Origin of the sequence: Leptonema illini DSM 21528, assembly GCF_000243335.1 — a bacterium.
In the GTDB taxonomy this organism is placed as follows: Bacteria; Spirochaetota; Leptospiria; order Leptospirales; family Leptonemataceae; genus Leptonema; species Leptonema illini.
This window is the reverse complement of the sequence record NZ_JH597773.1, coordinates 3,855,035-3,878,008: the sequence shown is the minus strand read 5'-3', so window position 1 is coordinate 3,878,008 and position 22,974 is coordinate 3,855,035. Positions and strand designations below refer to the sequence as shown.

At 53.7% G+C, this 22,974-nt stretch carries 21 protein-coding genes; 16 read left to right on the top strand and 5 right to left on the bottom strand.

The features are described 5' to 3' along the window. Window positions 1-30 precede the first annotated feature (30 nt). The 4 genes from LEPIL_RS18100 to LEPIL_RS18085 form a co-directional block, all read right to left on the bottom strand. The gene (locus LEPIL_RS18100; RefSeq protein WP_002774722.1) at window positions 31-645 is read right to left on the bottom strand and encodes an RNA polymerase sigma factor; all 615 of its coding nucleotides are present in this window, start codon (window positions 643-645) and stop codon (window positions 31-33) included. A gap of 90 nt (window positions 646-735) precedes the next feature. Next, window positions 736-1,149 carry a DUF2721 domain-containing protein gene (locus LEPIL_RS18095; RefSeq protein ID WP_002774721.1) on the bottom strand — a complete coding sequence of 138 codons (414 nt, stop codon included), beginning with the start codon at window positions 1,147-1,149 and terminating at the stop codon, window positions 736-738. Between the two features lie 80 nt (window positions 1,150-1,229). Further along, window positions 1,230-2,147: a polyphosphate kinase 2 gene (gene ppk2 / locus LEPIL_RS18090; RefSeq protein WP_002774720.1), complete on the bottom strand. Its 918-nt coding sequence runs from the start codon at window positions 2,145-2,147 to the stop codon at window positions 1,230-1,232. A 2-nt stretch (window positions 2,148-2,149) separates the two neighbouring features. After that, a complete protein-coding gene (locus LEPIL_RS18085; protein WP_002774717.1) occupies window positions 2,150-3,781 on the bottom strand; it encodes an ABC-F family ATP-binding cassette domain-containing protein in 1,632 nt (543 codons plus the stop codon). Between the two features lie 85 nt (window positions 3,782-3,866). On the opposite strand from LEPIL_RS18085, the gene LEPIL_RS18080 reads away from it, so the two are divergent. From LEPIL_RS18080 to LEPIL_RS18030, 11 genes are all read left to right on the top strand, one after another. Next, on the top strand, window positions 3,867-5,390 hold the full coding sequence (locus LEPIL_RS18080) for a sodium:proton antiporter (protein ID WP_002774716.1): 1,524 nt from the start codon (window positions 3,867-3,869) through the stop codon (window positions 5,388-5,390). A gap of 121 nt (window positions 5,391-5,511) precedes the next feature. Next, entirely contained in the window at window positions 5,512-6,375 is an 864-nt protein-coding gene (locus LEPIL_RS18075; RefSeq protein ID WP_157135112.1) for an SH3 domain-containing protein, read from the top strand. Window positions 6,376-6,455: 80 nt separating this feature from the next. Beyond that, a complete protein-coding gene (locus LEPIL_RS18070; protein ID WP_002774714.1) occupies window positions 6,456-7,124 on the top strand; it encodes a hypothetical protein in 669 nt (222 codons plus the stop codon). 163 nt (window positions 7,125-7,287) lie between these two features. Beyond that, a complete protein-coding gene (locus LEPIL_RS18065) occupies window positions 7,288-7,917 on the top strand; it encodes a hypothetical protein (RefSeq protein ID WP_002774713.1) in 630 nt (209 codons plus the stop codon). Between the two features lie 141 nt (window positions 7,918-8,058). Beyond that, complete coding sequence (locus tag LEPIL_RS18060) at window positions 8,059-8,751, top strand: HAD family hydrolase (RefSeq protein WP_002774712.1); 693 nt, start codon at window positions 8,059-8,061, stop codon at window positions 8,749-8,751. A 297-nt stretch (window positions 8,752-9,048) separates the two neighbouring features. After that, a complete protein-coding gene (locus LEPIL_RS18055) occupies window positions 9,049-9,678 on the top strand; it encodes an SAP domain-containing protein (protein ID WP_002774711.1) in 630 nt (209 codons plus the stop codon). Window positions 9,679-9,970: 292 nt separating this feature from the next. Next, complete coding sequence (locus LEPIL_RS18050; RefSeq protein WP_002774710.1) at window positions 9,971-10,204, top strand: AbrB/MazE/SpoVT family DNA-binding domain-containing protein; 234 nt, start codon at window positions 9,971-9,973, stop codon at window positions 10,202-10,204. A gap of 1 nt (window position 10,205) precedes the next feature. Beyond that, complete coding sequence (locus LEPIL_RS18045; protein WP_002774705.1) at window positions 10,206-10,601, top strand: type II toxin-antitoxin system death-on-curing family toxin; 396 nt, start codon at window positions 10,206-10,208, stop codon at window positions 10,599-10,601. Between the two features lie 230 nt (window positions 10,602-10,831). Continuing rightward, window positions 10,832-11,671: a hypothetical protein gene (locus LEPIL_RS18040; RefSeq protein WP_002774704.1), complete on the top strand. Its 840-nt coding sequence runs from the start codon at window positions 10,832-10,834 to the stop codon at window positions 11,669-11,671. Between the two features lie 129 nt (window positions 11,672-11,800). Continuing rightward, entirely contained in the window at window positions 11,801-12,703 is a 903-nt protein-coding gene (locus LEPIL_RS18035) for a preprotein translocase subunit YajC (RefSeq protein ID WP_143464641.1), read from the top strand. A 40-nt stretch (window positions 12,704-12,743) separates the two neighbouring features. Further along, entirely contained in the window at window positions 12,744-13,412 is a 669-nt protein-coding gene (locus tag LEPIL_RS18030) for a class I SAM-dependent methyltransferase (protein ID WP_002774700.1), read from the top strand. Between the two features lie 23 nt (window positions 13,413-13,435). Here LEPIL_RS18030 and LEPIL_RS18025 read toward each other — a convergent pair whose 3' ends face one another. Next, window positions 13,436-14,386, bottom strand: a complete 951-nt coding sequence (locus tag LEPIL_RS18025) for an Rpn family recombination-promoting nuclease/putative transposase (protein ID WP_157135111.1) — start codon at window positions 14,384-14,386, stop codon at window positions 13,436-13,438. A 134-nt stretch (window positions 14,387-14,520) separates the two neighbouring features. Here LEPIL_RS18025 and recG point away from each other — a divergent pair, with 134 nt between their 5' ends. The 5 genes from recG (at window position 14,521) to LEPIL_RS18000 (ending at window position 22,974) form a co-directional block, all read left to right on the top strand. Beyond that, window positions 14,521-16,596, top strand: coding sequence for an ATP-dependent DNA helicase RecG (recG, locus tag LEPIL_RS18020; protein WP_002774695.1), 2,076 nt, complete (start codon window positions 14,521-14,523; stop codon window positions 16,594-16,596). Between the two features lie 108 nt (window positions 16,597-16,704). After that, window positions 16,705-18,555 carry an adenylate/guanylate cyclase domain-containing protein gene (locus LEPIL_RS22565; RefSeq protein WP_002774694.1) on the top strand — a complete coding sequence of 617 codons (1,851 nt, stop codon included), beginning with the start codon at window positions 16,705-16,707 and terminating at the stop codon, window positions 18,553-18,555. Window positions 18,556-18,603: 48 nt separating this feature from the next. Next, the gene (locus LEPIL_RS22560; protein WP_002774693.1) at window positions 18,604-20,163 is read left to right on the top strand and encodes a M17 family metallopeptidase; all 1,560 of its coding nucleotides are present in this window, start codon (window positions 18,604-18,606) and stop codon (window positions 20,161-20,163) included. An 11-nt stretch (window positions 20,164-20,174) separates the two neighbouring features. Next, a complete protein-coding gene (locus LEPIL_RS18005) occupies window positions 20,175-21,368 on the top strand; it encodes a hypothetical protein (RefSeq protein ID WP_002774692.1) in 1,194 nt (397 codons plus the stop codon). After that, the gene (locus LEPIL_RS18000) at window positions 21,358-22,974 is read left to right on the top strand and encodes a peroxidase family protein (RefSeq protein ID WP_002774691.1); all 1,617 of its coding nucleotides are present in this window, start codon (window positions 21,358-21,360) and stop codon (window positions 22,972-22,974) included. The genes LEPIL_RS18005 and LEPIL_RS18000 overlap by 11 nt, the downstream gene beginning before the upstream one ends.

Below are 22,974 nucleotides of genomic sequence, written 5' to 3'. Positions count from 1 at the left end.
AATCCGGTGTACGAGAAACAGACGTCAGGCTCAGGCGGCCAGACGCAGCGCCGTCCAAATCTGCGCCTTCGACTCCAGAAACGGAAGCATCACCGTCTGCAAACGGCGTCGCACCGTGCGCAGGCGATTCTTTACCGTATGTTCCGACCAGCCGAGCTCGTCGGCGATACGGCGATGTCGCGCACGCTCGATGAAGTGAAGCTCGGCAAGCCGGCGCTCTTTCTCGGGCAGACGCCTCAGCTCCTGATAAAAACGCTCCTGCAGCTCCGTGCGCAAGAACTGCTTCTGCGGATCGTCGTCGTTGGTCGCCTCGGTTTCGTTATCCGCCTGCTCGCTCCTCTTGCGCCGGATGCGATCGCACTGCTTGAAAACGATGCGGCGAAACCATGCCGGAAAGGCGGCGGGCGTACGCAGCTGATAGAGTTTCGTGAAGGCCTCGATAAAGGCCTCCTGAACGGCGTCATGTGCCAGCTCGTCGCTTTTCAGAATCGCCGCTGCATAGCGAAGAGATGGCCGCTGCACGCTCTGCACCAGTTGCGCCGCGGCACGTTCGTCGCCGCGAAGGGCCGCCGCAACAAGGGCATCGTAGCCGTTCGCATCGGCTTTTTCGGGAAAAGAGAATACCATATCGTTAGAAAGACCCATCCGACTGAAAAAGAGAGTACTTTTTCGCAAGAAGAGGCTCAAAAAAATTTTCGGGGCACGACAGTGGGCGCTCCGTCAGGGCGAGGCTGCTTACTGCCGCGCTTTACGGTGCAGATCTTCGACGTCGGCAAGATGCAGGTCAAGCGCTCGTACCGAGATCTGAATCTCACCGACCGAGATGGCAAGCGAGACGATCAAAAGAAGGTTGGCCAGGCCAAAGACGATCTCGGCGATGCTTCGCTGCCCGATATAGATGAGAAACATGCAGAGCACACAGAGAAGCAGACTCGATATGCCCGTCACCTGCATCGCCCGGATCAGATGCAGACGCAGCCTGAGATTGCGGATCTCTCCGTAAATCGTTTCGCTCAGGTTCTCACGATACTGTGCATGAAGGGCTCGCACGACCTGCGCCAGTGCCAGGAAGCGGTTGGTATAGGCAAGCATGAGAAGCGAAATGGCCGAGAAGAACAGGGCCGGCGTCGTCATCGAAAATTCGTCCATACGAACCTCATTTCATCAGGGCGGATTCGCCGAAACAATAACGGCGTCGGTCGATGCAGGTCAATAAATTTTATTGAGCGTCAATAAACGTCCGGAACATACATCTCTTTCGGAACGGGCCCGCGAATATAGTCGGGGTTATACACTCGCTCGGGAAGAATGATCGGATCTCGATCCACCTCTTCGTAATGCACCTGCGAAAGAAGATGACGGATGCAATTCAAGCGAGCTCTCTTCTTATCATCGGCTCCGACGATCCACCAGGGAGCTTCTGGTATATGCGTGCGTTCGAGCATCGTTTCTTTGGCCTTTGTATAATGCTCCCACAGGCGGCGCGATTCAAGGTCCATGGGCGAAAGCTTCCATTGCTTCAGCGGATCTTTGATACGCATCATAAAGCGGAAGTACTGCTCGTCGTCTGAAATCGAAAACCAGTATTTAATCAGGATGATGCCCGATCGCACGAGCATCTTCTCGAACTCGGGAACGCTGCGAAAAAATTCTTCGTATTCGTCGTCGGTGCAGAATCCCATGACGCGCTCCACACCGGCGCGATTGTACCAGCTGCGGTCGAAAAGAACGATCTCACCGCCGGCCGGAAGATGCGAGACATACCTCTGAAAATACCACTGTGTCTTCTCGCGCTCGCTCGGAGCAGGCAGCGCCGCCACGCGACAGACGCGAGGGTTCAGGCGCTGCGTGACGCGTTTGATCACGCCTCCTTTACCGGCTGCATCCCTTCCCTCGAATATCACGACGACCTTCAGCTTCTTATGAACGACCCAGTCCTGTAGCTTAACAAGCTCTCCCTGAAGCCGAAAAAGCTCTTTGAAATAGAAACGGCGATCAAGCGAATCTCGATCCTTATGCGAAGGATGATCGGGATCAAGCAGCTGCTCGTACTGCTCGTCGTCGAGCTCGATCTCAAGCTCTTCGTCGAGGCTGTCGAACATCTCGGCTTCGATGCGGCGTCGGTCGTTTTCTCGAAAGTCAGACATACTCAGAGTTGCAGCTCCACGTGTCCTTTGTAGAGTTTATCGCGCAGCTCCTGCACGTTCGTATCGTCCATGTATTCGTCGAAGCTCATCGAGCGATCGATAACGCCGCCCGGCGTGAATTCGATGATGCGATTGGCGACCGTTGAGACGAACTCGTGGTCATGCGACGTGAAGATGACGACCTCGGGGAAATCGAGCACGCCGTCGTTCAGCGCCTGAATCGATTCAAGGTCAAGGTGGTTCGTAGGCTCGTCAAGCAGCAGCACGTTCGCTCCGGTCATCATGATACGCGAAAGCACGCAGCGCTGACGCTCTCCTCCTGAAAGCACTCCGACCTTTTTATTCACCTCTTCGCCTGAGAAAAGCATGCGACCGAGGAATCCGCGCAGCTCCTGCGTATCGTCACGACCGGCCACCTCGCGCAGCCAGTCGAGGATGCTCTTATTCTCGGTGAAATACGACTCGTTGTCGGCGGGCAGGTAGGCGTATTTAATCGTCTGCCCCCAGCGGAAGCTGCCCGACACGGGCTTGATCTCTTCGACGATCGTCTGAAAGAAGGCCGTACGGGTAACGCTCTTGCCGAGTAGAGCGATGCGTTCGCCGTGATTCACGCGAAAGCTGAACTTCTCGATGACGTTCTCGCCGTCGACCGCGACCGTCAGATCTTCGGTTTCGAGGATCTGATCTCCGCACTTGCGCTCGGCCTTGAAATGGATGTAGGGGGTTTTACGCGAAGACTGCGGCATCTCTTCAGGCGTCAGCTTGTCGATGAGCTTGCGTCGCGAGCTCGCCTGCTTCGACTTCGCCTTATGCGCCGAGAAACGCTGAATAAAGGCCTGTAGCTCGGCGATCTTCTCCTGCGCCTTTTTCTCGGCCGTCTTGCGCTGTTGCGCGGCGAGCTGGCTGGCATGATACCAGAAATCGTAGTTACCCGTATACACCTGGATTTTGCCGAAATCGAGATCGGCGATATGAGTACAGACGCTGTTCAAGAAATGGCGGTCGTGCGAGATAACGACGACGGTGTTCTCGAAGTTGCTGAGAAAGTTCTCAAGCCATGCCGTCGTTTTCAGATCGAGGTTGTTCGTGGGCTCGTCAAGCAGCAGGACGTCGGGATTACCGAAAAGCGCCTGTGCAAGCAGAACCCGGATCTTCAGGCCCGCTTCGAGGTTTTTCATCTCGGTATAGAGCATGTCGTCGCCGATGCCCAGTTTTTCCAGAAGCGAAGCGGCCTCCGTTTCGGCCTCGTAGCCGTTCATCTCGGCAAACTCCTCTTCGAGCTCGCCGACGCGCATGCCCTCTTCGTCGGTCATCGACTCTTTCGCGTAGATGGCCTCGCGCTCTTTCATGACGTCATAAAGATGACGGTGGCCGACGATGACGGTATCCAGTACGGTGTAGTCGTCGAAGGCGAACTGATCCTGGCGCAGCATGGCGACGCGCTCGTTCTTACCGACGATGACCTCGCCCGAATCGGCCTGGATCTCGCCGGCAAGGATTTTCATAAACGTGGACTTGCCGGCGCCGTTTGCGCCGATCAGTCCGTAGCAGTTGCCGGGGTTAAAGGAAACGGTTACGTCTTGAAAAAGTTTTCGGCCACCATAGGCCAGGCTGATGTTGTTCGTGCGGATCATAGGACTGTTCCTTCTTTTTCCACGGCATCTGTAATGCAAGCGAAGGATTTTCTTTACGGCCGGATGGCCGGTTCCACGCCTGGCCATGCTGATACTCAATACGTCGGCGGCGGTAACAAAAGAAATACCGCACCTCTCCCTTCTCTGGGTGATTCCCTTCGCCCTGATTTTACTCAGTATAGCGATCGTCCCCCTCATCAACGCTCACTTCTGGGAGCATAACCTCTGGTGGATCTCGCTTTTCGTTTTTGCTCTTCCCATGCTCGTTCCGCTCGTCTTCTTTCTCGGGCCCGAGATCCGGCATCTGACCCTGGAAAAGGCGCTGGAATACGTCTCGTTCATTCTGCTGCTCGCCTCGCTTTATATCATCTCGGGCGGCATCCACATCGGCGGCACGCTCAGCGGATCGCCCACTCAGAACGCCATGTTTCTATTTACAGGATCGCTTCTCGCCTCGCTCATCGGAACGACCGGCGCCTCCATGCTTCTGATCCGGCCTCTGCTGCGAGCGAACCGTAACCGACAGAAGAAGGCGCATATCGTCGTCTTTTTTATCTTTCTGGTCTCGAATATCGGCGGCATCCTGACGCCGCTCGGCGATCCGCCGCTCTTTCTCGGCTACTTGCAGGGCGTTCCTTTTGAATGGACACTGAATCTATTTCCACACTGGGCGTTTACTGCCGGCATCGTACTTGGCATCTTCTATCTATATGACGTGCGTATGTTCCGTAAAGAAGGGCTGCATCTGAACAGCGTTAACGGCTCATCGCCCGCTCAGTCGCTGCAGAACGTCAAGGTGGAGCTCGATGTGGCCCTGCATGATCTGGATCTCGATGAGATGATCGAGCGTCGCAAGGTGCGCATCGATCTTTTGCAGAGGCTTCGCGAGAAGCTGGCCTTCGCCTCAAGCGAACTGGAGCGCATCCTCGTCGAAGAGATGCCGGCAACGAAAGAACCGCTTCGCTTCAGCGGACGTCTGAATTTCATTCTTCTTGCCGGAGTCGTCTTCAGTATTTACATGCAGGGCTTTTTAAGCACGCGTTTCTCATGGTGGCCGCATTTCGGACCTCAAGAGACTGCCATGGCCCTGCTTGCGATGCTCTCGCTCTTCATTACTCCGCTTGCAAGCTCCATCAGGCAGGAAAACGGCTTCACGTTCGGACCGATCAAAGAAGTGGCCTTTCTTTTCGCCGGCATCTTCGCTACCATGATTCCGGCGCTTGTTATTCTCGAAGCGCGCGGAGCGGAGCTTGGCATCCGCGAGCCGGCGCAATTCTTCTGGGCGACCGGACTTCTGAGCTCATTCCTGGATAACGCTCCGACGTATCTCACGCTTCTTTCGCTCGGTAAGGCCCTGGCGCTTCCAAATAACCTCGGCTTCGTTTTACACGACGGAGGCAACGTTACCCGCGAGATCCTCATGGCCATCTCGGCAGGCGCTGTGTTCATGGGAGCGAATACGTATATAGGCAACGGTCCGAACTTCATGGTGCGCTCGATTGCCGAATCGCAGGGCGTTAAGATGCCGTCGTTCTTCGGATACATGCTCTATTCGGGTCTGGTGCTGATTCCGGTCTTTGCACTTGTAACGGTGATTTTCTTTCTGTAGGTCAGTGCCCTGTTTCCCTTCGACGGCCCGGCAGCTGCCCGGTCGTCGGAGGAAAAACTGATTGCCGATGATACTATGCCGTGATAAATGCAGGGATAAGACCATGATGGAATACAGAGTTATGCGATCGTTCATCCTGATAATGCTCTCGTTTCTTACCGTGATTTCGTCGATTTCCATGCTTTCTGCCGAAACGATGCAGGCTGGCTACATAGCCGCACAGAGCGGTTTGATGCTTCGCGCAGAGCCCGACCTGAAGGCGCCCGTTATCGCCAGAATGCCATACGGAACTCGTGTACGTTACGGGAAACCATCAGCAGCAAGCGCCGTTGCCATTTCCGTTGAAGGGATTAAGTCGCACTGGGCGCATGTAGAGTTTGGCGACACAAGTGGCTACGCCTTTGCCGGCTACATCATGCCCGATGTCGGCTCTCATCAAGACAGAGCCCTGATAGCCTATACTCATCTACTCACACAGATAAAAGCGGATGCCACCAGGAATGTAACGTTGCAATCAGTGAGGCGGCTGCTTGATATACAGAGGATTGAGGATTTCCTTATATTCCATGTTCACATGGAATACTTAGATCCGAATGTTGACCAGGTAAGCTGCGATTCAGATATCTCGATCTACAATCTTGCGTCCAGCGTGCCTCAGCCTCTGGAGCAACAAGCCTGCTCGTTTACGGTCCTCGATGCCAACGGCGACGGGCGTCAGGATATACTCGTTGAATTCGGCGCCTGCTGCTGGCAGGAATTCACGCTGCTTTTAAATCGAACAACCTCATTTGCCAGAGTAGAGCCATTAAGGGCAATGGCCTCAACTAAGACCGGCATCCGCACCCTTCAAAGCTGCGCCGATCTGAAGATCGCCGTAGAACCACAGGAGTCTGAAATTCAGACCTTTGTGGATCACTATATCTATCGTTTCGACTGCACGACCGAATCATGGCAAATCGAGAGTGAAATTCCGGTAAAGCGATAGACTGCCCGCCCATAAACAGCTGCGCGGCGCTCCAGTGAAAAAATAAAAACAAATATAGGAATCGCCGTCTAAATTCAGATATGAAACCGAGATTACTCACCGCCGGCCTTATGCTCGTTCTTTTTTCGGCAGCTCTTCCGCTTTCAGCGGAACCGGCCCCCGCCGTGCCTGAATCAAAAGCAGGCGAAGAGGCCACTCTACAGGCGCTTTATGAAACGTTAGCCGATCGCAAGTATTCCGAGGCAGAGAAGGCGGCCAGGCTCGCCATAGAGCAGTATCCAGAGCAAATCGAGTTTTACGTTTGCCTTGATCAGGCGCTGAATGGGCAGAAGCGATACGAAGAGGCTGAGGCCGTTCGGAATCAGATCCTGACGGTCTGGACTGCTCACTATAAAGAAGAGTTTCTGGACGCCGGCATGCCCATTCGACTGAGAACCTGGGCGCGCATGGTCACTTACACACCCGGCTTCATCATTCTATCATGCGAGTATTTCATGCCCGAAGAACTCGGCGATGAGGAGCCGAAGATCACGAACTATTACAAATTCATCGTGCACTACGGACCGAACTCAAAGGATGTGCGTATCTTCAAGCTCGAACATTCCAATATCATCGCCGACTACTACGTCATCGGCGAGCTATCAGACGCCGGGCACAGACAGGTCGTTTCCTTTGGATCTCAAAAGCCGACGCTTCAGGATGCGACCGCCGCACTGGTGCAGAAGTTGAAGGAAGAGATGGAGAAATAGTCGCGCACAAAGGGCTATGATTCTCAAACCGCCTTTTGCTGATCGCCATACACCACCGCAGCACACGATCGTGAGAAATGCCTCTATCATCTCAAAAACAATGCTCGCAACTGGAATCCAACCTCAAAATCCTGACTGTATACTTCGCATAAGAGAGATGGCTATGAGAGTCTACTACTTCTTCTTTGGATTTGTATCGACGATTTTTTATTATTCGTCAAAGATTCGATTCCGTAGAGTCTCGCTTAATTTCTGGCTGATAACAGTACCGGTCCTTTTCAGCTTCCCACTATTAACCGGAATGAAAACCGGATACAGCGAATCGACCAATTCGTTCATTGGATACTCCCTGTTAACCCTGGCGGCACTTGTCCTGTTTTCCTCCCTGAAGAAGCACATCTTTTTTCAGCCGAGCCCCCTGGCGGCAGCCCCCTCTATTGATCAAGCATACGCTGTTCTCGCTACTGGCAAGTTTCGAACACAAGATTCCGACAAGCGAATGTGCTATTTTTTACCGATCAAACTCATGATCAGCGACGTGGGAGACCTTCAGATTGTTGCAGTCGGCAGCGAACAAAGCCCTCTCTTTTCGGAAATAGTGAATTCAAACCTCAAAATCACCTCTGGCATTGTTTATCGCGGAACTATAAAAATCCCAACCGTGCAGATAAAATTCCGAAGGAACAATAGTCCCATTTCTGAGACCGTCTATCTTATGACGCCATCAACGGCTTCCGCTGCGGCTGTCCTGAATAAGCTGGAAGAAATGCTCAAGGAAACCAGGGCCTACTGAATAATCTACAAGGCACATTATACAGGTTCTAAGATTCTTGTAGCCCTCTCCGTCAGACAGCACTTCAATCCCCTTGATTTGCTTTTTACTTGTTCTGTCATCAAACCGTAACACAATCGTTGTATAGACTCTAAGAAACAGATGTACGCCTCCAACGACAAACTTATCATCCTTGACGCCGATGGTACGACCATCGACTCCTTTGCCGCCATCGAACGGGTCTTCGTCAGGCACGGGATGTCCATCGGCGATCTGGAGCGATTTCAGCAGCGACGGAATCTCTTCAAATACCTGGGCGGCATCAAGGAGTTTCCCCGTAATCTTGCGCGTCAGATGCGCAAGGTGCGCCGCAGTGATCTTCTTCTCTCGCTTACCGAGGTCTACCGCGAAGAGGCCTCGCTTTTCCCTGGCATGGCCGGGTTTATCCGCTCGCTCATAAAAACGGACGACCTTCGCGTCGGACTTGTTACGCGCAACATCACGCACGAACCCGAGGTCACTCTCGGTCGCCTCTTTGCCCGGCATGATCTCGATATTCATGAGCTTGATTTCATTCGCTGTATTCCGCTCAAAGAAAAGAAGGGCCCGCATTTTCAGGAGATCGTAAAAGACTACAGGGTGAATCCGGCAAGGGCCTACGCATGCGGCGATGAACACGGCGATTATAATGCCGCTCTTTCGGCCGGCATCCGACCCTTTATCGGATCTTATGGCTTCGAAAGCCATAAGCGCCTTTCGGTTAAATTTGAGATTCCCGAAGGCTTTCTCTCTTCAAGGCCTGAAGAGCTGATCCAGAGGGTGATCCATGCGCTCGATATTGAGGGGCCTCGTTAAGCGAAGGACAGGGCGGACTACGGAACAGGCGGAGTGCGAGGGTTGTTTCCTGATGCGGCTTAACAGTTCGTGAGTTTTGCCGGGGTCCCTGCGCGACATATTATAATTAAGTTCACATACAGATCGGGGGCTTGAATGCGAACATAATATGATTATGTTGCGCACCATTTAGCCTGTTGCCTTCTTGTTATAGGCCCTTAAGTGATGAACGCAGGCAGTCGTAACCACTGGAATGAGAAGCCGCCTTCTGGTTACACTTCCGTTGACATCTGAGCGGTCCCGTCTATGAGAAGCATCATGTTCGGAAAAGCCGCCTTGCGTAAAGGCATTACAGAACAGGAATTCATCAACGGATACTGGTATGCCACCGAGATCAAGGCCTTCGCTAAAGAAATCGGAATCCCGAACAGTAGCCGGCTACGTAAAGATGAGCTTGAACAGCTGATCCAGCATTATATCAGAACGGGCAAAATCAAATCCGCAGCTCGAAAGAACATCTTGAAAACAGGCCGCAAAGACCTCGACCTCGGTCTGAAAGCTTCTCTGCCGATCATTCATTACACGAGTAACCGACAGACAAAGGACTTCATCAAGTCTGAGGCCGGCAAGCTGGCTCCGAAACTTAAAATAAAAACAGGCGTCTGGTATCGCCTGAACCGATGGCGGGATGAACAGATCACAGCGGGAAGAAAAATCACCTACGGTGACCTGGTTAAGCAGTTTGTTCATCTGAATGAAATCGATACGGAGTTTGAGAAGATTGCCGTTGGTCGCTACATCAACTTCCTTTCGGATTTTTCCGCAAACGAACCCGGAGCAACGAGAGCAAAGGCTTTGCATGCCTGGAAGCAGCTCAAGAAACTTGATATTCCGAAAGATTACCGCTCATGGAAGGCCAGCCAGAATTCGCGGAAGTCACAACAGTAAAAACTCCCGCCCACCACTCCCCTGAAATCGCTTGCCTGCGAGCAAGCCTGACGTAGAGCTACTCCATCGGCATCGCCTTTTTCCCGCGGCCGCTCTGCATGCCGTCGACGGCGCCATAATACGCCATGTTAATAAAATTTCGCATAAGGATCGGGAGTCAATGTAAGCATATTATTATGTCACAGCTGTGAATCCTGTTGGCTTCGCTTTGCATAGGCCTCCACCTATTGCCCTGCTCCCTTTTCCAGTTTATCGTATTGACAATGTATCACCTTTGTATTACCATTGGCCGATGCAAAAGAAGCTGACACGGCACGGTAATAGCGCCGCGCTTGTAATAGATAAACCGATCCTCGACCTTCTCAAGATCGATATGGACACGACACTGGAACTCAGCACAGATGGTCGCTCCTTAATGATTGTACCGGTACGCCCAGACACGGTGGAGAGGAAAAAGTCCGTCTCAGCGGCTTTAAAAAAAGTGAACAAAAATCATTCAAAGACTCTTCAGAAGCTTGCGGAATAGGATGCAATATATAGATTTTCTGAATCTCGAAGATGTAATCGAGATACACCTGGACCAGATTACGCGCTATGGTGGGGCATCGGGAATAAGGGACGAAGGTGCACTCACCTCGGCCATCGAGCAACCACGAGCTACGTATCAGGACGTGTATTTGCATGACAGTATATGGCTCATGGGAGCGGCATATATTTTCCATATCTGTCAGAACCATCCATTCCTTGACGGGAACAAGAGAACAGCCCTTGCGAGTGGTCTGGTTTTCCTGGAGATGAATGCAATAGAGATACTGGATCCTGCAGGAACGCTCTATGAGCTCGTAATAGGCGTAGCCTCCGGAAAGTCTTCAAAGCAAAGGATTGCCGAGGTGCTGGAGCTTCTATACGAAGGCAATAAATGAGAAGGCTCGGATTCTGTATTATGTGAAATCCTTCTCTCTTCATTCTATTCTTAGCGGCGAAGCGGTAGACCGTTTACCCGAATCGTAGCTCTCGACAGAACGTCGCTGCGCACTCTACTCATCAGGCTCTTAGAAAAATACTTGCGGCAACCCCTGGCCTTCGCGTATAGTCATCGCAGGCCGTCCTGATTGGGCTGCCTGATGCCGCATTTGAGAGCAGGGAAAGGCCAATGATTGAGTTGAGTGATTTTCTTGAGCAATTCTTTGATCGCGCCGACCTGCGCAGGCTGGGTGAAAGTCTCGACATTACCTTAAGGGGTGGCAAAGAAGAAATGATTCAGAGCATGATGCGCTCTGACTTAACGGGCATCGAACTCACACTGCTGAGTGGTTTCACCAAGTATGGCCTCCAGAGCATCGCAAGACGTCTCGGCACGCGAGCTTCCGGGACAAAAGCAGATATAATAGACCGCATAGTGCGATCAAAGCAATATCGGCTTCAGGAAATTCTGGAAATGTTCGATAAGGATGAACTCGCCGAAGTCTGCGAGCTACTTTCCATTCGACCCAGTTTCCTGAAATCTAACACAGTTGCCAGCATCATCTCGGCTTTAAAAGAAAAAGAAGGCCGCAATGCTCACCATGAGAAACCGGTCGAAGCGATACCTCCCGTAAAGCAAACGGACTCTGAAAAACCCCGTCAGTTTAGCGAGGTATTCGCGTTCCTCAAAGATTACAGGGTCCAGGCTTACGAAATTTCCTCACGTATTATCGAGGATGAACTTGATCAGGCTCTGGTTGCCCGCTTCGGCCGATTGAATGTCAGTCGACAGGTTCCTGTTACCGGAGGCCGTATTGATTTTGAAGTCCTTGGAGTCGGCGTGGAAGTAAAGACCCCGTGGAAGATGCCAGAATTGCGGCAGATGGTCGCTCAACTTTTCGATTACAGGCGGACTTATAATGAAAGCTTGATTCTATTCCTCGTCAACGCCGGAGCCAAGCCGAAGGACTTGGCGAACTATACCAGGCAATGCAAACAGCACGGTATAGAGGTTATCATCAAGGAGTAGAGGGTGCCGGGCAGCTGTCTTCGTATAGAGCCCGGCTACTGGGCTAGTGTGCAACAATTAATAGAACCTCTAAGGATATATTGAATGCGAGTCTTAGCCTCTTTGATTTTCTTTTTGCTTCCACTATCCATGGCCCAAACACAGCCAGCAAAGGATACCGAGCCTAAAAAGCCAATCATTATGCCGCAAGAAATGGGTGACGGGCAGACGAGTAATCATCCATATGAGAAGTTACTTCTTTCAGTCATTGACTCACAGGAAAAGACCATTTCTCAAATGGCACTGTTCTTCAACGGGTTGGCTATTCTTCTGGGTTTGGCGAGCATTATCATCCCGTTGATTGCTTACTTTTTCGCAATCCGCCCTGCCCAAAAGGCTGCCAAAGAAATTGCGAATATCCAGGATTCTGTCGACGCTCTTATAGAGAAAAAATTCGCTGCCTATATTGAAGAACATGAATATCGACGAATAGAATCATATTTGAACGACATTCAGTCTGGAACGTTCGAGATGAAGAAACGAGCATGCCTGTACTTATCCTTAAATCAACACCTCGTTGAATCCGAATCCCACATCAATCGAATATATGAAATTCTATCGGGCGAAATAGACCAAGACACAAGAAATAGCCTTTCTTACATTATCACGAACAAGAACACCGTTCTGTGCCGACATTATTTCGAGCGTGTGCTGAGGGAGACATTGCTGGAGAACCCAATCTGGTATTCCTTTACATTCTTCCTGAATTTTGGATTTGAGAAATCTGCTCAAGAAACTCACAGTTTTCTTGCTTCGATTCCGGAAGATGAATTTAGGATGACCTCAATCCAGATAAATGCTACTCTGGCTCAGCATAGTATCGAATCTCGACTCCATTTCTACAACTGCTGCGAAATCTTTATCGGACTGTCCGCGCCCAAGCTCGAAATACTGGCAAAGCATGCTATCGAGAACACCTTTAAATCAAATCCTGAATCCTTCAAGAACACATGCTTAGCTTTGCACACTGCTGCCCCGCCCCCCCTCCCCTGAAATCGCTTGCCTGCCTGCAAGCCTGACGTAGAGCTACTCCATGCTTGCTCGCACGCCCGAACCCGAGTTGATGAACGACGAAGATCAGGTGCAGGCCTATGCCGACGCCGACTTTGCTGAGGCGCACAACTCGCTGCTCGTTCATTTAAAGAAGCATCTGCCGGCCGGGCAGAAGATTGAACGTATCCTCGATCTTGGTTGCGGATCGGGCGACATGACCTACCGCCTGCATCGCCTTTTTCCGGCGGCGGCGCTGCATGCCGTGGACGGATCGCCGCGCATGATCGAAGCGGCACGACGCTTCTTCGCGCAGATCGCCATGGGCGGAGGGGCGCCGCTTCCCGTGCAGTGGTCGTGCACGACGATTCAGGATATGCCGGCGCAATCCTATGATCTTGTCTTCTCGAACTCGCTTCTGCATCATATCCATGATCCGTTCGTCTTCTGGAAGACCATCGCCGGCGCCGTCGCTCCGGGAAGTTATGTCTTCGTGTCAGATCTTCTGCGTCCGGCATCCGAAGAAGAGGCGCGAGAGATCGTCGAGAGACACAGCGGGAACGAGGCCGACATCCTCAAGCACGACTTCTATCATTCGCTTCTGGCCGCCTTCCGTCCCGATGAAGTCGGAGCACAGCTCAAAGCGGCAGGCCTGCCGTTAAGCATCGAGATCGTTTCAGATCGCCATCAGATCATCTACGGAAGGGTGTGAGGAGGCTGAATATCGGTAATGCCTCAGTCCTTCGGCTTGTCGCCCTGAAGCATTCCGGCCCGGCGCAGCTCGTCGAGAGAAAGACCCGTATATTGCAGCACCTTTTCCACAGGCAGGCCATCGGCAAGCATTCGGCGAGCGGTTTCGAGTTTACCCTCCGTTCTGCCATCGAGTCTGGCTTCCTGTCCAATCAGGTCGGCGATGGTCGGCATAATCCTCTCCTTCAAAACAGGTCTTGACTCAATATACTGTAATGCCTCTCGACTGTCAATCCTATCGGCCGCTTTGAAGATATAGATGAGAAGGGCCCGTAGGTCTTCGAGCCCGGTTCTGTCGCTGTTGTAAAGCGAGACAATAAGATCAAGAATACCCGGTAGCTTCTCATGGAAGCGAGCATCACGAACGTGTTTCAGAATAAGCAGAAAGGTTTGCGTTAGCACCACGCCCTTGATCTCTGTGTCCGGAATGGCGGAAAGATCCCACAGATGGTACTCGAAGTTCACGGCATACTTGTGAAACGCTTCGCCCGGAAGATCGAGTAACGAAGAAAAATCGCATCCGAAACGCCAGGCGGATTCTCCGTGATAAAGAACCAGCGGCAAGATCATGGGCAGCAGACGCGAATCGTGACCGGAATCCGTAGTCGGATGCTCCGCTACGCTCTTCCAGATCATGGTCATGTAATGAAGCAGCTGCAAGGCAGTGAACCGGTCGGGGGTGCTCTTGTGTTCCATCAAGAGATAGAGAAAACCGTCATGTGCTACACCGGCACTGTCCTTGAGGCTTACAGAATAGAGCAGATCTGAGTAACTCTCTCGCAGAGATTCATCGACATAACTCTTCTCTTCCGGATGAAGCGTGGCCAGGTCCATACGAGCGAGAACCTCCGGAGGCAGGTAGTTCTGAAAAAAGTCGATCGCATTCGCTTGAGAACCGAGAATCTTTTTGAACAGCCTGTCATGGGGATTCTGCACGAGAAACGCTCGCGCCGGGTCCGACATCGGTCAAACAAAAACTATCTTAATTCTGTCGGTACTTTTCGGAACTGTCAATTCCACTGGCATTCATCGAAGATTTGACGTCACAGTCTGCGTTGCTTTCTTGAGTCATGCCCCGCTCCTTCTCTGAAGTACCGGTAGATCTTGTAAAAGGAGTCGGAGAAGCGAAAAAAAAGGCCCTGCTGCAAGAGGCCATCGCCACCGTTGAAGATCTTCTCTATTATCTGCCGCGACGATATCTTGATCGGTCCGTGCGCGAGATGGTCTTTCTTGAAGAAGGTCCGGCGACGCTTGTGGTGCAGGTAAAGTCAAGCTTTCTCGCACATGGCAAGCGTTCGCGTCTGATGGCGCAGGTGCGTACGTTACAGGGGCATCCGCTGACGCTTGTATTCTTTCACGGCGTGAACTTCTACCGTTATGCTCTGAAGGCCGACGCCTATCTCGCCGTGTCCGGTCGCCTTGAGAAATTCGGCGGCGGATTTCAGATGGTGCATCCGGAGCTTGAAACGCTCGACTCCGCCGATATGGAAGGGGCGATTCACTCCGGCCGCATCGTGCCGCTTTATCCGGGTAACGATCGGTTGAAGAAGGCGTCGCTCGACAGCCGCGGAATGCGTCGTCTCATCGATGCAGCGTTTCAAGCGCCGACGCTTTTCGACGTACCCGAACTTTTTCCCGAATCCATCCGCAAGAAGCACGGATTTCAGGGGCGACGATGGGCGCTTGAGCAGATTCATTTTCCGGAATCCGAAGAATCGTTAGCCGAGGCGATACGGCATCTGAAATACGAAGAGCTCTTTCTTTTCGGAGCGCTGATGCATCGCAAACAGGAGCTGCGCCGTCGCTTCACCCGCGAGCTCTGGCCCCTGCCTTACGGCAAGAGCGCCCTGTTCCAGCAGCTCATCCTCAACCTGCCGTTCGAGTTAACCGCAGCGCAGAAAAAAGCCATCGAGACGATCGTGACCGGATGCCAGCGCGATTCGATGGCGGCGTATCTTTTACAGGGGGACGTCGGCTCGGGCAAGACGCTTGTGGCCTTCGCGCTCGCCCTGCATTACATCGAGAACAACTGTCAGGTGGCGCTGATGGCTCCGACTGAGATTCTCGCACGACAGCACTTTCGTACGCTGTCGACGCTGCCCGGCATGCTTCCGGGCGTGCATATGGAGATCCTGACGGCGGCCGACACGAAGAAAAGCCGAGAGCTGACGATCGACCGCATCAAGCGAGGCGACGCCAACCTCATCATCGGCACACACAGCCTGATCGAACCGAGCGTCGAATTTGAAAGCCTCGGCCTCGTCATCATCGACGAACAGCATCGCTTCGGAGTGGAGCAGCGAGAGCTTCTGCGCCGTAAAGGCAAGAACCCCGATCTGATCGCCATGACGGCCACTCCGATTCCGCGATCGCTATGTTTAACCGTCTTCGCCGATCTTGAGCCCGTTTTATTGAAAGAAAAGCCCGCCGGACGCAAGCCCATCAAGACGATGTGGCTGACCGAAGAGCGCCGCAAGGGTATGTATCAGTCCATCCGCAATCATGTCTCGAAGGGACGTCAGTGCTACATCGTCTTTCCCGTCATCGACGAAAGCGAGAAGCTCGATCTGCGGGCCGCCACAGACGCCTGCGAAGAGCTGCGCACGGCGATCTTTCCTGAATTCAAGGTCGAGCTTCTGCACGGCAAGATGAAAGGGCCTGATCGCGAGCGCGTGATGAACGAGTTTCGCGCCGGACGCGTGCAGATCCTCGTCAGCACGACCGTCATCGAGGTCGGAGTAGACGTGCCCAACGCGACGATCATGGTTATCGAGCATGCCGATCGCTTCGGTATCTCGCAGCTGCATCAGCTTCGCGGACGTGTGGGCCGCGGAAGCGAAGAGTCCTTCTGCGTTCTCATGTCGGATAGCACGACCGATTCCGCCCGCGAACGCCTGCAGGCCCTGGTCGATAGCGAAGACGGCTTTGCGCTTGCCGAGGTCGATCTGAGGCTTCGCGGACCGGGCGAACTTCTGGGGCTCAAGCAACATGGTCTTCCCGGCTTCAAGCTTGCCGACTTCGTGAAGGATCGCACTCTTGTCGAGATTTCGTATGAGGATGCCCGCACCGGCGGCGATCTGACCGAGGCCGCCGTGCAGGCCATCCGTCATCGCTTCGAAGAAGGCGTCATCGTTTTTCCAAACTGATCGGATTCTTCTCATCGATACCGTCATATTGCGCAGTAAACAGAGCCGTGTAAGGCGCTGTTTTCGGCATACGCGCAAGGGGCCGTTCGTAACGTGGTCCTTCGCTTTATGGAAGAAATCAAAGTGAAATTCCTCTCCAGCCTTCGTCTGAAAATTACGGCCGCCTTTCTCATGCTCAGTATCGCTCTCAGCGTTACCCTGGCCTTCGTTTCCTATCGCATTCTTGAACGCGAATTCACGATCGAGGTCCGCGATCGGCTCTTGCAGGTCGTCACGCTCAGCGCGAAAACGATCGATGCGACGACTGCGGCGAGACTTGCAGACAGGCTTCGCGCGCAGAATCCCAATGCCGGATCAGCGACCGGCGACGGCAAAGATACGACCGATCCTTCTGCCGGCACGAACGCTGCCTTTGCTTATGCTGATTCTATAGAAAAGGGCGCTGACTATAAAAGACTGAGCGAAGAACTGAATTTTATTCGCGATACAAAGCCTGAGCTGATCCGCTATGCCTACATCTGGATTCCATCGATTAACGAAGCCGAGGCCGTATTTCTTGCCGACGCCGACGTGCTCAAATTAAAAGAGGCGGCCGGACGAGGCGAAGAGGTCGAAGAGATCTCTCATTTCGGATCGACCTACGATATCAGCACCATGCCGACCGCTATCACGGCCCTTCGCGAGATGAAGGCGGCCGTCGACGATGAATTCTACTTCGATGAGGCGTATCAGATCTACAGCTTCACCGGTTACGCGCCGATTCGCGACGTGAGCGGCCGTCCCGTCGCCGTGCTCGGTCTCGACGTTTCCAGCGAGAATATGCAGGTAGCGTTGCGTCAGGTAACGCGATCCTCCATTCTTGTCGGCATTTTCGCCATCGTCATCACCTCGGCCATATCGATCTGGCTGGGGCGCCTTTTTACAGGGCCTGTCCTTGCATTAAACCGCATCGTACTTCAGTTCGGCCAGAAGGATTTCAGCGTGCGCTCACATGTGCAATCGGCCGACGAAATCGGCGTGCTTTCGGCTAACTTCAACAACATGGCCGATACGATTCTCGAATACGACCGTCGCATGAGCCGGCTGCTGGAATCGTTCCGGCGTTTTGTGCCATTTGAGTTCTTGCATCGCCTCGGCAAAGAAGATATCACCGAGGTCTTTCTCGGCGAACAGTCCGGCGCCGAGATGACGATTCTATTCTCTGACATCCGCAAATTCACGACGCTTTCGGAAGGTCTCGGTCCCGACGGTACGTTCCGCTTTATCAACGGTTACCTCGAACGTATCGGCCCGGCGGTGCGCGAACATCAGGGCTTCATCGACAAGTATATTGGCGACGGCATCATGGCGCTCTTCCCCGCGCGCCCAGAAGACGCGCTCGAAGCGGCGTTTGAGATATGTCGCCGTCTGCGAGATTTCAACGATCGCCGCGAAGAGGCGGGCGAGTATCCGGTGCGCATCGGCATCGGCATCCACACCGGACAGATCATGCTCGGCACGATCGGCGAAAACCAAAGGATGGATACGACCGTCATCGGCGATACGGTGAATTTATCGTCGCGCATCGAAGGGCTGACCAAGGCCTTCGGCGTCACCGTGCTCGTCAGCGAAGATACGGTGGATCGTATGGGAACGCGCGACCGCTTCCGCCATATGGGGCGGGTACGCGTCGTCGGACGCGAAGAAGGCGTCGATGTGTACGAGGCACTTGATGCACCGGCGACGTCGACGCTGGAGACCGATCCGAAGGTGCGCTGGGTGAATCGCGAGGCCTTCGAGATGGGCGTGCAGCATTTTGCAGCCGGCAGAATGGACGATGCCTACCGTGTTTTCAAGAAGCTGTATCATGACGAGCCGACCGATCGAGCCGTCATCGCCTACCTAAAAAGGATCATCTACTATCGCAAGAAAGGTCTGCCCGTTCCCTGGGACGGCATCTTTCGCGTCGCTTCAAAATAGCAGGCCTGAATTTGCTTGAAGTCAGACGGGGGCATGGACCACTGTCTCATGCCCACTCGCCTTCAATCCGTCAGCGCCTCCTCCGGTTCCTTCTCTGATCTGCTCAAAGCAAAGCCCGGCGCCCTTGCCGTGCTGCCCGTCTTTCAGTCCGAATCGGACGAGCCCGAACCCTCTTTCGTGCTCAATGCACAGTTGAATGAACTGCAACAGCTCACCGGCCTTGATCTTCCCGCCTTTTTGAAAGGCGAGGGCTTTAATGGAGCGGCCGCCTCTTCGGTGTACCTCAGCTCGCCCTCCCTTTCCAATCCCATGCTCTTTGTCGGCCTCGGCAAATCGAGCAAGGCCCGCCCTTACCGGCTGCATAAGGCCTTCGCGAAGGCCTTTGCCTCCATTCAACGTAAAGATCTTCCCGCTATGATCGCCACGCTGCAGCCGACGATTGATTCCGGTTCGAACCTGACATTGGAATCCGGCTCGACGAACGGTTCTGCGGCCTATCAGGTCGGATTGCAGCTTATCTGCGCGGCCGGCGACTATTGCTATCATTCACGCGAGGCAAAGGAGCCAGGCAAAGCGTTATCCGAACTTCTGCTTCACGGAAGCGCAAGCGATCTCGCTTCTCTGCCCGACTTCGGCCTTGCGACGGCGCGAGCACGGGCATCAGCCATGGATCTCGTAAACATGCCGGCGAACATCAAGCGCACAACGACGCTTGTCGACGAGGCGCGTACGCTTGAAAGTCAGGGCATCGCCGTTCGTATCGAAGACGACGTGAAATGGATCAGCGAACAGATGCCCTGCTTCTTCGAAGTGGCGAAAGGATCGCTTGCAACCGACCCTCCGAAGTGGATCACGGCCACGTATAAGCCGGCGACCGATGTACGGCACCGCATCGCCCTGATCGGCAAGAGCGTGATCTTCGATACGGGCGGCTATCAGGTGAAGCCCGATCCTTACATGAACACGATGAAGGCCGATATGACGGGCGGCGCCACCGTGCTTTCCGTTTTACGAGAGATCGCCGCTCTGAAGCTGCCGAACGTCGAGGTAACGGCGTATCTGGCGGCCACTCCGAATAAGATCGATTCCGACGCGATGATTCCCGACTCCATCGTGAACACGTCGAGCGGCAAAAAAGTCGAGATACGACATACGGACGCCGAAGGGCGCCTGACGCTGATCGACGCCGTCACGCAGGCGGAGCGCGAGAATCCCGATCTGCTTTTCACGATCGCTACGTTAACCGGCTCCGCTTCGCGCGCCGTCGGACCACGCATCGCCCTCATGGCCACCGATACGCAGTGGCGCGATCGCTTCGCCGCCTCGTGCGAACGTCACGGAGAACCCTGTCAGACGCTTGATATCGTCGAAGAGGATTTCGAAGACATCAAAAGCAAGCTTGACGGCGCCGATATCAACAACACCGGTCATGAAAAGTATCGCGGAGCGCAGACGGCGGCCGCTTTCGTTTTCTCGGGATTAAAGAAATCCGACAGGCCTCTTCTTCATCTCGACGTTGCCGGCGGCGACATGACGTCTGAAGAAAAGGCTACGGGCATCGCCGTTCGCGGGCTGATGGGCTTCTTACGTGAGCTATCGCAGGGTTAACAGGAATACCGATGTTTCCCGCCGTATACGAAAAAACGAACGGAGCGCTGTTTATTCGCTATAAACAGCGAGGCAGAATAATCGGCATCGCCCTTGTCGTGCTGGGTAGCTTTCTGCTTCCGCTCGGCGTCTTGATGCTGCTTTCTTCAAACTGGCTCGATAAGCTTTCGTGGATGGTTCTCGGCTTCGGATCCATCACCGAAGCCGGCGGCATGCTGTTAATACTGGGTGGCCGCTTTCAGCCTGCGGGCTTTCAGATCGACCGCAGTATCTTTCGCATCCTCGAAAAGAAGGGGCCTCCTCTGACCCTGCCGCTTTCTTTTTTTAAAGAGTGCGGTATTCGCTCGTCGGGTAGACGCAGGCGGGGCCCTTTTTACGTTTATCTTCGCGGTCCGGCCGGGCTTGATTTTGATATATCCAGCTATGGCTCACAGGAAAAGGCCATCGCCGATCTACAGCTGCTCTGTTCCGTATCGGGATTTACGCCGCCTGCCGAGCCGTCGTCTCCCGAAGAGCGTCTGCGGATCACTCACGCCATCCCGGAGTTGCAGGCCGAGCTGCGTGTCGATCAAGCCGGCGATCTGAAAGGGGTTATCCAGCGTCTGAAGGCCGAGGGCCGCATCGTTCTATCGCCCGATATGCGCACGCTTCGCTTTAAAGATCCGGCAGCTCGAAAGCATAGCTCGCTCTCGGTGCTGTTCCTGCTCTTTATCGCCTCGATGGCGATTACGGCCTTCGCTGAGGGGATTCCGATTCTGGCGGCTGTTTTTGTGTTTCCCGTTCTCATTTTGATCGCAGGGTGGATAACGTTTTCCACGATTCGCTCGCTCTTTTTTGATGAAGGACTTTCCGTCATATCGGGACGTTTTATTAAACGACGCTTCTCGGTATTCCGCTCCGACATAGCGTCATCGACGGCCGGCGGCGCCTCCGTCTCTTCTTCAAATCTCGCAGCATCGTCGAAAGGCGATCGAAACCACACCCCCATCCTTGTATTCTCTCCTCATGTCGGAGTTCCCGCCGTCGGTTATTTCGGCGATGATTACAGAGCGCTTGTACGCAACATCACGCTGAATCCCGTGCAGCTGATGGATCTCGCTCTGAAGCGCTTTTTTGCCTTTCCGCATCGTCTGTACGGCTTTACATTGAGCGAATCCGTCGCACTCTATTCCGTTATCCGAGAGGTCTTTTCTCATGGCCGATGAAATCACTTTAACCTACGAACATGAAGGCGCATTCTCCGCAGAAAGTGGGAGCACGATTCTTGAGGCCTCTCTAAAGAATGGCATCTCGCATATGCACGTCTGCGGGGGTAACGCCCGCTGCTCTACGTGTCGGGTGATGGTGCTCGACGGGATGGACAACCTCGAGCCTCAAACCGATGAAGAAAAGAAGCTCGCACGAAAGAAGAATTTCGAAGAAGGCATCCGCCTTGCCTGCCAGGCGCGCATCCGCGGCGATGCTCGCATCCGTCGGCTTGTCATGGACGATACCGACGCCGAGATCGCCGTTTCAACGTCGGGCCCCGGTGGACATGAAGAGCGTCTGGCCATTCTTTTCAGCGATATCCGTGACTTCACTCCCTTTGCCGAACGCCAGTTACCCTATGACATCATTCACATCCTCAATCGCTATTTCAAGCAGATGGGGTCTGCTATCATCGACAACGGCGGTCATATCGACAAGTACATCGGCGACGGCATCATGGCCCTGTTCGGACTGAACGGCGAACCCGATGCCGAGAAGTGTCGCAATGCGGCAAGAGCCGCTCTTGAGATGGTACGCGGACTTCACGATGTTAACGAATACGTCGAAAAGCATTTCGGCGAAAAATTCCGCATCGGCATCGGGCTTCATTTCGGCCGGGTCGTCGTCGGCGAAGTAGGTCATCCCAAACACCGCGAATTCACCGCTCTTGGCGACGGCGTAAACACGGCCAGTCGCATTGAAAGCACGACGAAGAAGGCCAATGCCTCCATTCTCGCCTCTGAAGAATTCGTTACGAACGCCTGTGATACGATTAAGGTCGGCCGCGTATTTCTCGCACGCCTCAAGGGCAAGGCTGAGCGCAAGAAGCTCTATGAACTATCGGCCTGTAACGAGAACCAGCTCGACGGCGTAATGATTATCCGCCGGTACTTAAAAGGGAAGATGCCGTTAACCATCACGCCAAAAATTCTGCGGCTGGCTTTTCATGAGGCGATGACCCGCGGCGAATTCTCAAAAGCGCTCAGCGACGAAGAGGCGATGGAACAGCTACTGGCCGACGAGGATAATGAAGGCCTGGCTCCGGCCATTTCCTTTATTAACGAGGTGGCCGACGGCGTGGCAAGGCATGAGCTACCGACGATTTCGCCGTCAGAGCTGATCTATCTTTCCGGAGCCGTCGCCGTCGAGTTAACAGGCGGCCCCTACATTCCCATCGAGCTGCCCATCGAGAAAAAGAGCGTCGTCGAACCGTCGATTCAATCGCCCGGTATACCGCGAGAGATGGAAGGATTCCCGGCTCTGCTCATCCGCTTCAGACGAGCGGGGCTCGACCGCAAAGAGATGGTCGCTCTGACAGGCGCTCATACGCTTGGCAAGGCGCACGGTCGCCAGTTTACCGAGAATCCGTATCGCTTTGATAACGAGTATTTCAGGCGGCTTCTTCGCGACGATATGTCGCTCAGCCTTGCCATGCTTGCAAGCGATCGCGAGTTCTTAAAGGACGAGAAGACGAGGCAGCTTGTGGAGTTATACGCCGGCGATGAAGAGTTCTTCTTTAACGATTTCCGCAACGCCTATCTGAAAATGATCCGCATGGCCTGA